At 33.0% G+C, this 13082-nt stretch carries 12 protein-coding genes and 1 pseudogene; 4 read left to right on the plus strand and 9 right to left on the minus strand.

Annotated elements, in window-relative coordinates:
• Window positions 1–2: 2 nt before the first annotated feature.
• From QZN45_RS00710 to mcm, 3 genes are all read right to left on the minus strand, one after another.
• Entirely contained in the window at window positions 3–1055 is a 1053-nt protein-coding gene (locus QZN45_RS00710; RefSeq protein WP_330047707.1) for a 60S ribosomal export protein NMD3, read from the minus strand.
• A gap of 24 nt (window positions 1056–1079) precedes the next feature.
• On the minus strand, window positions 1080–1487 hold the full coding sequence (locus QZN45_RS00715; protein WP_292606299.1) for a translation initiation factor IF-2 subunit beta: 408 nt from the start codon (window positions 1485–1487) through the stop codon (window positions 1080–1082).
• A 122-nt stretch (window positions 1488–1609) separates the two neighbouring features.
• A complete protein-coding gene (mcm, locus tag QZN45_RS00720) occupies window positions 1610–3613 on the minus strand; it encodes a minichromosome maintenance protein MCM (RefSeq protein WP_292606297.1) in 2004 nt (667 codons plus the stop codon).
• A 138-nt stretch (window positions 3614–3751) separates the two neighbouring features.
• Here mcm and QZN45_RS00725 point away from each other — a divergent pair, with 138 nt between their 5' ends.
• Entirely contained in the window at window positions 3752–4171 is a 420-nt protein-coding gene (locus tag QZN45_RS00725; RefSeq protein WP_292606295.1) for a hypothetical protein, read from the plus strand.
• Here QZN45_RS00725 and QZN45_RS00730 read toward each other — a convergent pair.
• Entirely contained in the window at window positions 4168–4797 is a 630-nt protein-coding gene (locus tag QZN45_RS00730; protein WP_292606293.1) for an RlmE family RNA methyltransferase, read from the minus strand. The two genes, QZN45_RS00725 and QZN45_RS00730, sit on opposite strands and share 4 nt — an antisense overlap.
• Before the next feature lies 1 nt (window position 4798).
• Window positions 4799–5338 carry a metallophosphoesterase gene (locus QZN45_RS00735; protein ID WP_292606380.1) on the minus strand — a complete coding sequence of 180 codons (540 nt, stop codon included), beginning with the start codon at window positions 5336–5338 and terminating at the stop codon, window positions 4799–4801.
• A 319-nt stretch (window positions 5339–5657) separates the two neighbouring features.
• On the opposite strand from QZN45_RS00735, the gene QZN45_RS00740 reads away from it, so the two are divergent.
• Window positions 5658–6749 (plus strand): formate--phosphoribosylaminoimidazolecarboxamide ligase, encoded by a 1092-nt coding sequence (locus tag QZN45_RS00740; RefSeq protein WP_292606291.1) that lies wholly within the window; start codon window positions 5658–5660, stop codon window positions 6747–6749.
• Between the two features lie 16 nt (window positions 6750–6765).
• Here QZN45_RS00740 and QZN45_RS00745 read toward each other — a convergent pair whose 3' ends face one another.
• The 3 genes from QZN45_RS00745 to QZN45_RS00755 form a co-directional block, all read right to left on the minus strand.
• Window positions 6766–7218 carry a hypothetical protein gene (locus QZN45_RS00745; RefSeq protein WP_292606289.1) on the minus strand — a complete coding sequence of 151 codons (453 nt, stop codon included), beginning with the start codon at window positions 7216–7218 and terminating at the stop codon, window positions 6766–6768.
• Between the two features lie 17 nt (window positions 7219–7235).
• Window positions 7236–7604, minus strand: a complete 369-nt coding sequence (locus tag QZN45_RS00750) for a DUF5518 domain-containing protein (protein WP_292606287.1) — start codon at window positions 7602–7604, stop codon at window positions 7236–7238.
• Between the two features lie 67 nt (window positions 7605–7671).
• The gene (locus QZN45_RS00755) at window positions 7672–10269 is read right to left on the minus strand and encodes an ATP-dependent helicase (RefSeq protein WP_296810511.1); all 2598 of its coding nucleotides are present in this window, start codon (window positions 10267–10269) and stop codon (window positions 7672–7674) included.
• A gap of 285 nt (window positions 10270–10554) precedes the next feature.
• Here QZN45_RS00755 and QZN45_RS00760 point away from each other — a divergent pair.
• Together QZN45_RS00760 and QZN45_RS00765 are read left to right on the plus strand one after the other, a co-directional pair.
• A pseudogene (locus QZN45_RS00760) lies at window positions 10555–11325 on the plus strand (SDR family NAD(P)-dependent oxidoreductase).
• A gap of 73 nt (window positions 11326–11398) precedes the next feature.
• Complete coding sequence (locus tag QZN45_RS00765; RefSeq protein WP_292606282.1) at window positions 11399–12247, plus strand: HEAT repeat domain-containing protein; 849 nt, start codon at window positions 11399–11401, stop codon at window positions 12245–12247.
• Here the strand turns inward: QZN45_RS00765 and QZN45_RS00770 are convergent.
• Entirely contained in the window at window positions 12239–13075 is an 837-nt protein-coding gene (locus QZN45_RS00770; RefSeq protein WP_292606280.1) for a carbon-nitrogen hydrolase family protein, read from the minus strand. The two genes, QZN45_RS00765 and QZN45_RS00770, sit on opposite strands and share 9 nt — an antisense overlap.
• Window positions 13076–13082 lie beyond the last annotated feature (7 nt).

Raw genomic sequence — 13082 nt, forward strand, 5'->3', positions numbered from 1 at the left:
ACTTAATTTAATAAATAAATGTTATTGTTAATTCTGATGAGTTTTACTTCTTCTCCAACATTGATTTCATTGTATTCTTCTTTCATATCCAAATCTACTGTGGAATAATCAATTGGATCTAAAATCTGTATAAATTGTGGGGATTTTGAAATTACTGTTGCAGTTTCAATTTCTTCGGATTTCTTAACAAGCTTAATGTCTTCCATATTTTTCATTGGAATATTATGCTTTTTGTTGGTCTTGATATTCATTCCGACAAAGCTATTTTTACTAACGCTGGTTATTTGGATTATTTTATTTTCATATTCTATAAAATCATCAATTTCAGCTTCAGGAATTCTGACTGAAATCCAAATTCTATAAAGGCCTTTTCCTGTCGACTTGTCTTCGCTGATTAATCTTGGAGATTCTTTTACAACTCCTCCAAATTCGTCGGTTAGTGCTTCAGCTACTTTACGACCTGATTTCAATGAACCAATGTAGTAATCATATCCTTCTTTTAGTTTGGCAATTTGAGGACAATATGCAAGCTTGTCTTTTTTACTTTGCTTTATTAAAGTTCTCTCAACAACTTCATCAGCTTTTGAATACTCTTCATTCTTTATTTCTCTGTTGTCGGCTCTGAATTGAATAACAGATTCGTAATATCCTGCCTGTAATTTACTGCAAGTTGGGCAAACTGTTTTTAATATTTTCACTTCAGTGTCATGAGTTTCTTCAATTTGGGTGTCATAAACTTCTCCAACAACTTCCACATAACAACTGGCAATTGTACCTTTCATTTGGTCAATTTCAAGGTTGATTATTTCGTTTTCAACTTCGTCGTCTATTTGTATATTGCGTTCAAGTGCCCTATATATGATTTCTTCTTCTGGAATGTTTTCTTCACTCCATTTGCCTTCTTCGAGTTTGCTGTTACAATGGCTGCAAATCTGAACTTCTATGCGTTCAGGTATTTCTATCATCTGAAAATCTTTTAAAAAACAGTCTATGCAGATGTTTCCAACCATCTTTTTTTCAGTACTTCCGCACTCTACACAAAACATAATATCGATAAAAAATAAGTAAAAAAGGTAAAATTATAATGTTTTTAAAGGTGCTGTTGCACCGCATGCAGCACATTTAAGTAAGAATATTCTACCTTCTCTGATAATTCTGGTATCTGGTCTGTTACATTCATGGCAAATAACATATTTGTCCACATAATCTTCGATTCTTTCATTGATTAAGTAATGGGTAAATTTACCTTGTAATATTGCTCTTTGACCTTCAATATTTCCAGCAGTACCTAATTCTCTCATTAAAAATTTCAATAAGTGTTGTGGGTCTCTGTTTAAGCCTTCTGCAACATCTTTAAAGTTTTTAATGAATGTTCTATTACCTTGGATATCTGAATAAGCTTTAGGAATTTTAAATCTTTTGTGTTCAAATACTTCTGGAGGTAATTGGTCTATTGCTCTTTCTAATAAATCTTCGTATTTATCCATATTATCTCTCCGTGAAAATTAGTATAAGTATAATATATTAAATTTTATTTTAATCATTTATTAATGTATTGTTATATTTAAAAAATTTGATAAAAAAAGTAAAAAAATAAAAAGTTTGAGAGTTAGGATACTCTCTTGAAATAGCCTGTATCTGGTTCGTAGATAACTCCTTTCTGTTGTAAATTACGGACAATACTTTCTACTTTTTCTTCACTTACTCCGTATTTTTCATTCATGTTTGATTTCAATACATTCAATGGAGCAGATCCGGCATATTCCTCTTCAAGAAGGACTATTTCTTCAGTTACTCTTTGTATTTTGTCCCGGTCTGATTTAGGTGTTCTTCCTTCCATTATCTCAATATCCATTTCACCAGTTTCAGGATCTACACCTACCTTTTTAAGACAAGCCATTTGCAGCCTTACGGCCTTTTCAGCATCTTCCTTATCAACAGTTTCCTTAAGTTTAATCTTTGCGCTAGCTTCAGCTAAACGGATGATTGCTTCAAGTTGTCTTGCAGTAATTGGAACTGCACCTTGTTCTTCTGGATTGCTGTTCCTTGTATTTACATAAAATTCCCTTAAAACTTCGTTAGCCTCATCGGTCAAGGATGGATTAACGGTTTTACGGGCATATGCGATATATTTCCTAAGCAGTTCAGGTTCAATTTCATAATCAATAGTATTTTCTTTATGTATTTTCAAAATGTGTTCTGCTAATTTTGAATCTCCTTCTCTGCTTGGTTTATCTTCAATAACAAAAATTAAATCAAAACGAGATATAATCGGTGCTGGCAAATCAATTTGTTCTGCAAGTACTTTATACTGGTCAAATCTTCCGAATTTTGGGTTAGCTGCTGCAAGAACGGAACATCTTGAATTTAAAGTTGCCATGATTCCTGCCTTTGCAATACTTACAGTCTGTTGTTCCAATGCTTCGTGAAGTGCTGAACGATCTTCGGACCTCATTTTATCCAATTCGTCAACACATACATTACCTTGGTCCCCAAGTACCAATGCACCGGCTTCCAAGGACCATCCGCCAAGTTCATCCCTAACGGCTGCAGCGGTTAATCCCGCACCGGTAGTACCTTTACCACTTGTATAAATACTTCTTGGTGCAAGCCTTGAAACATATTTTAATATTTGAGATTTACCAATACCTGGATCCCCTACAATGAGGATGTGGATATCTCCTCTCAATTTGGTTTCATCTTCAAGCTGTTTTGCAGCCCCACCAAATAATTGCAATGCAATAGCTTCTTTTACATCTCTGTATCCTCTAATTGATGGTGCTGTGGACTTGATGATTTTATCATAAATGTGAGGGTCTTTTGACAATTCTATAATTTTTTCTTCATCTTCTTCTGAAAGCTGCAATTCTTCAAATTCCTGTTCTAATGGTTCAATGTGGTTTACATAAATATAATTTTTAAATTTGCCGCTTCTCTCTTCCCTGAATGTTTTTAATGTTCCAGTTATTCTAACTTTATCTCCAGGGTTTAATTCATCTACTAAATCATCTTCTAATACCATTAACATTTGTTTAGGTTCTGTTCCTCCAGACAGGTTCTCTAAAGGTTCCTGCATTCTTGCAGTTTGTGTATCTATGTATTTTGATTCTTCTTGAAGCAGTCTGAAAGACCTTCCGCCGCATTCACTACAGAGTGATGGTTCTATAATTGTATTGCTGGATGTCTGTTCAACTTCGTGCAATCTCATACATCCTCTACATTCAAATACTCCAGTTTCAATACGAGGTCTAATTTCATCAGTTTTTCTTACAATACCGTCTGCTGCAACAAATGTTCCTATGTATTTACTCAGCAATGTCTTTAATGGAATGATATTGGTGAGATTTTCAAAACGGATGTGGATTTCAACGTCCTTTACAAGAGGGTCAATGTTTTTAATGGCTATTTGTGCAGCTTGAATAACCTCTTCTGGTTTGTCTATTAGTAAATCCGCAAGGTCTGGATCAAATATTTCCAATGCATTATAATCCACGTTAAGTGACCTTTCATCGGGGTATTTTTCAAGCACTTCAAAAACATCATCCTTGTATGAAGTTGAAAAAAATTCTTCAAATTTTGCAATTGATGTTTGTGATTTAGTAGTAGAATTCATTATCTATATTATTATTTTTTCATACTTTAAAAATTATTGCATAGAGCAGTTGAAAAGTATTATGCATAAGTAAGTATTAAATACTAATGCCACCCATAAATAGATATTAATAAAGATTTAAATTATTTTGAGGATATTATGAGGAAATCTAGACTAAGTGTATTTAAATCCACTTCTATGTTGATTTCTGTTGTTGGAATCATCATGATTGTATCAACAATTATTGTTGTAGCTTATGTGGGGTATAGTATGGTTTCAGAAGGTATCACAGATGAAATATCTTCAGGTACTCAATATGATGAGCTTGCAGATTTAAAATCATCTTATTCTGATTTAGTGATGAAATTTGATAATGTCAAATCTACATATTATGCTGGCGGTGCGAGTGAAGTAAAAATATATAATGATGCAAGGCTAGAGTTGTCTAGAGCCAATTCCGCTATTGAAAATGTTCAAAGTGCTTTAGATGCAGGAAAACCATCTAATGAAGTTGATAGTAGAATTGATTTCGCTAAACAGAAACTTCAAGCTGCTAATAATGCCTACAATAATCTTTAATTTCTTTTTTTTCTCTTTTTTGGCATATATTCCAAACCAACAACATACATTTCTGAACTTTTTTTACGTGATGATGCAGGTTTGGTAGTTCTAACGTGTCTGAATTTTCCTTTCAGTGAATCCAACATATTTTTATATTCTGGGCCTTGAAATACTTTCATAACAAGATTGCCTTTTTGTTCAAGGATATTTTCAGCTATTTCAATCACGACATTGACTAAATCAATTGATCTTAATTGGTCGATATTTTTAATTCCACAAAGTGAAGGTGACGCATCAGACATTACAACTTTGGCCTTTCCTCCAATAAGTTCCATAATCTTTTTTTGAACTTCAGGTGTTGTAAAATCTCCTCTAATTCCATAATAATTTTCTTCATGGAATTTTTTAAATCTGTTTAAGTCCACACCTACTACAATGCCTTCTTCTCCAACTTTTTCCAATGCAACCTGTGACCATCCGCCGGGTGCGGCTCCTAAATCGACAACAGTGTTTCCTTCTTTAATGATTTTATATTTTTTATCAAGTTGTTTTAATTTATATGATGCTCGTGAGCGATAATCTTCTTGTTTTGCTCTTTTATAATATGGATCATTGTGTTTTTCCATTTGCCATTTGCTTCCCATTTCAATCCCTCTTATATTGTTCAAAATCAAGTGCACTACATACTGGTGCTCCAATTTTTATAATTTCCACATCAACTTCTCTGTCATTAATTTCAAGTATCATTACTGTTCTGTCGGCAAGTCTTGGAACTATTGGACTTCCAGGATTCAATAACAATACTCCATCTGTCTGCTCTATTTTTGGTTGGTGTGAATGTCCGCTGATTAATATGTCGGCATCCAATTCTTTTGCAAGATAAACCAGTTGTTGTGTATCGGCTCTTGGATAAACTTCTCCATGCACAATTCCAATTTTTAATCCTTCAGCTTCAATTACTTTTGCAGCGGGCAAATCAATTCCTCTTGCCCTATCCATATTTCCTTGAATGGCCATTACTGGAGCTATTTGCTCCAAATCATCTATCACCTTTGGGGAGGTTAAATCGCCAGCGTGCATTATTAAATCGACTTCACTAAATGCCTCAAATACTTTTTCAGGTATTTCTTTAGCTCTATCCGGGATATGTGTGTCTGAAATTAAACCGATTAACATTTTATCTATTCCTTAAGAATTCGTAATTATATTTGTCTGTTATTGTTCTTAATGTTAATGTGGCCGTTGATAACTTGGACATTAATATTTTAGTTTAAACTTTTTGACAAGCAACAGAATATTATGTGTTGCATGGTTTTTCAAATTTTGTGTGTTCTTGAAATATTCATTTTGGACATAATTAAAATATTCGACATTTTTCCTGATTTGGATAGATGTTGTCGATGCAGTCAGTATTGAATAGTCCAACTTCATCACTTTAAATAAAAAATATTATAAATTCTTAAAAATATATATAATAATATCATTCTTTGAGGAGAAGATAAAAATGGGAGAAGTTAAAAAGGAAGATATCTTAGATATTTTAGCTAAATATGACAAAAGTGAAATCACTATAGCTACCCTAGGAAGTCATACTTCTTTACACATATTGCAAGGTGCTAAAGAAGAAGGATTTAGAACAGCTATCGTATGTCAAAAAGGTCGTGAAATTCCATATCAACGTTTTGATGTAGCTGATGAATACATTATCGTTGATGAATTCAAAGACATTGTCAATGAAGATGTTCAGCAAAAACTTAGGGATATGAATGCAATTGTTGTGCCTCATGGATCTTTTGTTGCATATGCTGGATTAGATAATGTTGAAGACAAATTCAATGTTCCAATGTTTGGAAATAGGGATGTACTTAGATGGGAAGCTGAAAGAGATAAGGAAAGAGCTTTGCTTGTTGAAGGTGACGTAAGAATACCTTTTAAATATAATGGACCTGATGAAATCGACAGGCCGGTTATGGTTAAATTCCCTGGTGCTAGAGGGGGTAGAGGTTACTTTGTAGCTTCATCTACAGAAGAGTTCAATTCAAAAATTGATGCTATGAAAGCACGTGGATGGTTAGAAGACAGTGATGTTGAAGCAGCTCACATTGAAGAATATGTTTCAGGATGTAATTACTGTATACACTATTTCTACTCTGCTCTTGATGATTCAGTTGAATTGATGGGTATGGATACAAGATATGAATCAAGTATTGATGGATTTGTAAGAATGCCTGCAAAAGATCAATTGGATATTGATTTAAGTCCTTCCTATGTTGTAACAGGTAACCACCCTGCTGTAATTCGTGAATCTTTACTTCCACAGGTATTTGATATTGCTGATAAATTAACAGAAAGTGCTAAAAAATTAGTTGCTCCTGGATTAAATGGTCCTTTCTGTATGCAAACTTTAGTAAATGATAATTTAGAAGTAATCTGTTTTGAAATCAGTGCAAGAACTGATGGTGGAACAAATACATTTATGGATGGTTCTCCTTACTCCTACTTAACCTACGGTAAACCTATGAGTATGGGTAGAAGGATTGCTTTAGAAATTAAACGTGGTATAGAAAGAGATGAATTGGAAAAAATAATAACATAAATTTTGTTATTATTTTTCATTCTTTTTTTGTAATTTTACCTAAAAGGCCTTTATTTTCTTTTTGAGGTTCTTCGGCTTTTTGTTTTTTCTTTTTATTTTTACCGATTTTCTGTTTTTTCTCGTATTCTTCTTTTGCTTTTACACGGCTTCTTTTTGCCCATGCACCAATAACTGCAACAAGCATACCAACAATAAGAATTGCAATTATCATGGTTATTCTTCCTTGTTCTGTTGGTGGTATTTCTCTAAATACGCCATCTAATGCAAGGTACATTACTGGTGTTGATGCAAAAGCCCCAAGCAGTGCTGATGTTTTTATATTTGGTGCATTGTATCCTACATATAAAAATCCGATTGATGCAAATGCATAAAGGAATTCATTATACATTGATCCCAATATTACAAATCCGGCAGCGATTGCTGCTCCAAATACTAGTGATTTAAAGTCAAAATTAGTGAATTTTCCCATTTTATTTCTCCAAAAACTTATTTTTTAGAGGATACTGCTCCTCCAATTGCTCCAGTTATTCCCATGACAATTGCATAATAAATCAACTCTGTGACTATGGATAAAATACTTATTATGCCGGATGTTGTAAATCCAGTAAGGCCTCCAAATGCTCCCATAAAGCTTCCACCAATTGTTGTAGCTATTATGAATAGTATTGCACTGATAATTGTACCTAATGTGCCAGCAAGAGCTGCATTCCATAAGCCTCCCAGGGCTCCATCATGGGCAATATATCCTGTAATGAAACCAACAATTAATAATCCAATAAAATCATAATGTGCAAAAAATGCTTTAACAATTACAGATAATATGAAACCTATAATTACGGCTTTCCATTTTGTCATGATTATCACCTTTAGTCAATAATTAATATTGTTTATAAAAGTATTTAATTTTTTTTAGTTTTAATGTTCAATATATGTCTTTTAATTTATCTTTAATTTGGTCTATAATCGCTTGATGCATTCTTTTTGTAAATTCGGCCTTGTCATTTTGATTTAATACATCTAAATATCCTTGTGAAATTAAATTAAATGCAAATGGACTTGGTATGACAGTATTTATTGTTTTAACTTCCATTTGTTCTGAAGCAACCCATTCAATTATTTTTAAAGCATTTTTAACATCCATATAGTCTTCAAGCGCTTCTCTTCGAGCTTCCTTTAAAATTGAAAAGTTTTCATCCATTTCCTGCACGAATTTCAATAGGATTTTTCCCCTAACCTGTTGGCGTCCGACAGATTTTGATTCTCCTTTGTATCTTCTTAAAGTCATTAATGACCGCCCGGCACAGTGTCTGAACCTTGAAGCTAGTGTTTCGGTTTTATTTAATGATTGGGACAATATGTTTTCAAAGTTTTCAGGGGTCAATTCATTGAATGATTCCAGACCTCCAATCTTTCCGTCAGAGCTTAAATAAAAACCGTTGTCTGATATTGAAATGGTGACGTTGATGTTGTATCTTTTTGCAACAACATAAGCTACGGCTCTTGAAAGTGCATCATTAACTTTTCTTCCAAATAGTGAATGAAATATTACGAATCGTCTTCCTCCAAATCCTTTATAATATTCAATTAATAATAATTGGTTGCTTGGTATTTTGGCATATTTGAATTGTTCTACAAAATATTCGTATATAGAATTTGCTGCAAAATCATCAACATATAAATATTCATGAATGAATTCCATTATTTCTTCCTTGCTTCTTTGATATCTGAATTTTACATCCATGTGGGCTCTAAATCTCTGAATGTCCATTGCCAAATCAAAAGATAGTGGCAATTGCTGTGAAAACCATGAGGGTATTGTTGGGGGTCCCATTGCCGGAGTCACGTTAATTGTCATTCCTTTCCCATAGTTGAATCTATAAGTATTTCCACCCAGAACGAAAGTGTCTCCTTTTTTAAGCCGTTCCATAAAATCTTCTTCTATTCTTCCAACGGTTTCTCCATCACATTTAACCAAAACACCTGAACTGTCTGGAATTGTTCCAATATTTGTCGAATAAAGCATTCTGGCTAACTTTCCACGTTTTCCAAAGGTGTTTTTATCATAATCAATCCAAATTTTGGCGTAAACATATCTTTCTTCGAGTTCAGGATATTCTCCAGCCATATAACTTAAAACATCTTCATAATCATCTCTTGTCAAGTCTTTGTAACAATAACTTTTTTTGATGACTTCATAAGCGTAATCAATATCCCATGGATTTTCAATGCCCATTCCATAGATATGTTGTGCTAATACGTCCAAACAATTGGTTGGCATATTTATTCTGTCGATTTTTCCTTCTTTGGCATTTTTAAGCAAAACTGAGCATTCAACTAAATCATCACGGTCAGTTACAATAATTCTTCCTCGAGATTTTTCATGTAATCTATGTCCACTTCTTCCAATTCTTTGAAGCGCTCTTGCAACAGATTTCGGTGAATTTATTAATACGACTAAATCAATGTATCCGATATCAATTCCAAGTTCAAGAGATGTTGATGAAACAACTGCTTTTAGCTGATCTTCTTTTAGTTTATTTTCTGTCTGTAGACGAACTTCCTTTGAAAGTGAGGAATGGTGTGCCATTATGTTTTCATTGTTGTAGTGCATTGGATACATTTTCTTTAAATTATAAACAAAACGTTCCGTACCACTTCTTGTATTTGTAAAGATTAATGTTGTTTTGTTCTCCCAAATCAGGTCATCCAATAGGTCATACATTCCAAGCCGTGTATCTTCTTCGTCTGCCAGTACAATATCACTTACCGGACACATTACTTCCATGTCCAGTTCCTTTAAATAGTTGATATTTACAATTTTGCAGGGTCTGCCAACACCATATTCATATCCCACAAGAAATTTGGCCACTTCTTCAAGTGGACTTACTGTTGCTGATAGTCCGATTCTTGTATATTGGCCGATTAAATGTTGTAATCTTTCAAGGGATAGGCTTAAATGAACTCCTCTTTTATTTTCGGCAAGTGAGTGTATCTCATCTATTATGACATATTTCACTCCGCTTAGCTTTTCCCTAAACTTTGGTGCCACAAGTAAGATTGAAAGGGTTTCTGGAGTGGTAATCAGGATGTGTGGTGGTTTTTTAAGCATTTTTTGCCTTTGATATTGGCTTGTATCGCCTGTTCTAACGGCTTTTCTAATTCCTAAGTCTTTTTTAGCTATTTTTTCAATCCCTTCCAGTGGTTCATCCAAATTTTTCTCAATATCATTATCCAATGCTTTTAAAGGTGAAATATAAATGCAGTATACTTTATCTTCAAGTTTTCCTTTTTCTGAGAGTGTTGTTAGTTCACTTATGATTGATAAAAAAGCAGTAAGTGTTTTTCCAGATCCTGTTGGTGATGAAATCAGGATATTGTTCTTTTTATGGATATCTATTATTGATTTTTTCTGAGCAGGTGTAAAATCATCAAATTTTGAATCAAACCATTGTCTGACCCAGGGATGCAGTATTTTATAAATCTTATCTTTAGAATAGCTTTTTGTCTGCTCTTCAATCATTATTTGTGCTCCAATATCTTTTTAAAATATTAGTTAAACTTTTAATTTTTATAGTATTTAATAATGTTTTTTGTTTTTCATTGTTCAATATCACAATTTTTACTAATTTTTTTCTTAACTTAATATATTTTTATTAATATTTATTAATCAATTTTTGAAAAATATATATTATTCTTTATATAATATTAAAATATGTTCGGTTATTTGTGATTTAAATAAAAATTATTAAATAGTTTGATTTTGATATATTATAATTGTAGGCTTATGCCTCAGGTGGTATATAAAATGAAAAACTATTTCGATATTAAAGACAAAGTTGCACTTATTACTGGTGCTTCATCAGGTCTTGGTTGGCAAATTGCACAAGCATATGCTAGTCAAGGTGCAAAATTAGCATTATTTGCAAGAAGGTAAGAAAGATTACAAGAAAATGTTGCTGAAATCGAAAAAGAATATGGCACTGACGTAATGTACGCTGTATGTGATGTCGGAGATTATGACAGTATCACCGAAGCAATTGCTAAAGTTATGGATGCTTATGGAAGAATCGATATTTTAGTTAATGCTGCAGGTATGGGAAACAACAAACCTGTTATGGATCAATCCAATGAAGAATGGGAAAGACACATACACATTGACTTAAGTGGTGTATACTACATGTGTAAAGCTGTTGGAGAAATCATGATTGAACAAGAATACGGTAAAATCATTAACATCGGTTCAATCCACTCTAGAGTAATTTTCCCTGGTGGTGGAATTAGCGCATACTCTTCAGCTAAAGGTGGAGTAATGAACTTAACCAAAAACTTGGCTGTAGAATGGGCACCATATAACATTACTGTTAATGCAATTGGTCCAGCAGTATTTGAAACCGAATTGACTGTTGAATCCATCGAAATGGAAGGATTCATGGATCTTATTAAAGCATACTGTCCTGCTGGTCGTTTAGGAAAACCTGGTGAATTGGATGGTATTGCAATTTACTTAGCATCTGATGCATCTAGTTTCTGTACTGGTCAACTCATCTGTATTGACGGTGGATGGACTGCTATTTAGATAAGAGATTTTTTCTCTTATTTTTTTTCTATTTTTTGAATATTTATATACTCTTAAAATCTAACTTATTATCATGACTAATTTTAATTTTGAAGAAGCTATTAACAATTTATCAAATGATGATGTTAAAGTTAGAAAAGAAGCAATAGAATCATTGGTTGGAACAACTGATGAAGAAGCTATTGAACCTTTAATTAAAGCAACTACTGATGATAATGCTCAGGTAAGATTTAAAGCTGCTGAAATATTGGGAAATATGGGGGATGTAGCTGTTGATAAGTTAATTAATGAATTTAATAATGCTGAAGGTAAAGATAAACGTTTCCTTGCTTTTGCACTTAAAGAAACTGAAGACAAAAGGGTAATTCCGTACTTTGTTGAAGCTTTGGATGATGAGGACTTTGGGGTTAGAAAAGTTGCGGTACGTGCTTTAGGTGAACTTCAAGCTTATGATGAACTTGATAATATTGCCAAATGTCTTGATGATGAAGATTGGGGTGTTAAATTGGCTGCCATTCAGGCATTAGGTGATTTAGCAACTGATGAAGCAATCAAACTAATTAAAGATGCAAGAAAAACAGAAGATGATAAGGACTTCAAAAAATCTTGTAATAAGGCAATTAAAAAAGCACAAAAAAGACAAAAGGCTAAAGACTCTGGAGAAGCTATCGTAAAAGTTATTCCTATGAGCACCATTAAAGAAATGGAAAAAACCAATCCTCAAAAGGCTATAAAAGAATATGAACGTTATGTTGAAGCCAAAATGGCTAAAGATGCTCCATATAAAAGGTTATGTGTACTTTATAGAAAAGCAAATGACAACGATAATGAAATTAGGGTCATAGAAACTGCTTGTGAAGTATTCGCTGATAATGATAAAAAATTGTCTTACTTCGAAAAAAGATTGGCTAAATTAAAATAGCTGTTTTTTGTTAACTTCATAAATGTCTTCCCTTTTATTTTTTAAAAGAGGAAGCTCTTCTCTTATTTTTTTTATTTCACTTAAATCGATTTCAGATATTATTAACTCTTCTTTTTCAGTTGCCTCAGATATTACTTCTCCCCAAGGACTTGTAATTATGGAATGTCCAAAGCTATGGTAACTTGCATCCTTGTTTAATGCAGGCGCAACACCTACGCAGAAAACTTGGTTGTCCAGTGCTCTTGTGCGGAATAGCAACTCCCAATGTGCAGGACCTGTAGTCATATTGAATGCTCCCGGATAAAAGAGTATTGATGCACCTTCAAGTGCCATTAATCTTGCAAGTTCAGGAAAACGAATATCGTAGCAAATTCCAATACCTATTTTTCCAAATTCAGTATTTGCTGTTGTAACATTATCTCCAGCGGTTAAAACATCAGATTCCATAAATTTTATTTTCCCTTTAACGTCTATATCAAATAGATGCATTTTTCTATGTTTTGCGATTATTTCACCATTCCGGTTAAAAAGATAACTGGTATTGTACAATTTACCATTCTCTTTTTCAGGAATGGATCCTGCAAGAATGTAAACCTGGTTCTTTGATGCTAAGTTGGAAATTTTTAAAAGAGTTTTGCTTGTTTTTTCTTCTTCACAGTATTCAATAAATTTGTCATTTGAATAAGGACAGTTGAACATTTCAGGTAAAACTATAAAATCAGAATTTTCATCAACGCTTTTTTCAATCATCCTTTCAGCGTTTTTTAAATTTTCATCTTTATTGTCAACAACATTCATTTGACAAAGTGCAATCTTAACTCTAGTCATATTAACA

It is taken from the genome of uncultured Methanobrevibacter sp. (assembly GCF_900314695.1).
In the GTDB taxonomy this organism is placed as follows: Archaea; Methanobacteriota; Methanobacteria; order Methanobacteriales; family Methanobacteriaceae; genus Methanocatella.

Excerpts from the sequence above, each read along its gene's own strand:
- QZN45_RS00715 (WP_292606299.1), bottom strand. The coding sequence starts at position 1,487 with ATGGATAAATACGAAGATTTATTAGAAAGAGCAATAGACCAATTACCT.
- mcm (WP_292606297.1), bottom strand. The coding sequence starts at position 3,613 with ATGAATTCTACTACTAAATCACAAACATCAATTGCAAAATTTGAAGAA.
- QZN45_RS00725 (WP_292606295.1), top strand. The coding sequence starts at position 3,752 with ATGAGGAAATCTAGACTAAGTGTATTTAAATCCACTTCTATGTTGATT.
- QZN45_RS00730 (WP_292606293.1), bottom strand. The coding sequence starts at position 4,797 with ATGGGAAGCAAATGGCAAATGGAAAAACACAATGATCCATATTATAAA.
- QZN45_RS00740 (WP_292606291.1), top strand. The coding sequence starts at position 5,658 with ATGGGAGAAGTTAAAAAGGAAGATATCTTAGATATTTTAGCTAAATAT.
- QZN45_RS00745 (WP_292606289.1), bottom strand. The coding sequence starts at position 7,218 with ATGGGAAAATTCACTAATTTTGACTTTAAATCACTAGTATTTGGAGCA.
- QZN45_RS00750 (WP_292606287.1), bottom strand. The coding sequence starts at position 7,604 with ATGACAAAATGGAAAGCCGTAATTATAGGTTTCATATTATCTGTAATT.
- QZN45_RS00755 (WP_296810511.1), bottom strand. The coding sequence starts at position 10,269 with ATGATTGAAGAGCAGACAAAAAGCTATTCTAAAGATAAGATTTATAAA.
- QZN45_RS00765 (WP_292606282.1), top strand. The coding sequence starts at position 11,399 with ATGACTAATTTTAATTTTGAAGAAGCTATTAACAATTTATCAAATGAT.
- QZN45_RS00770 (WP_292606280.1), bottom strand. The coding sequence starts at position 13,075 with ATGACTAGAGTTAAGATTGCACTTTGTCAAATGAATGTTGTTGACAAT.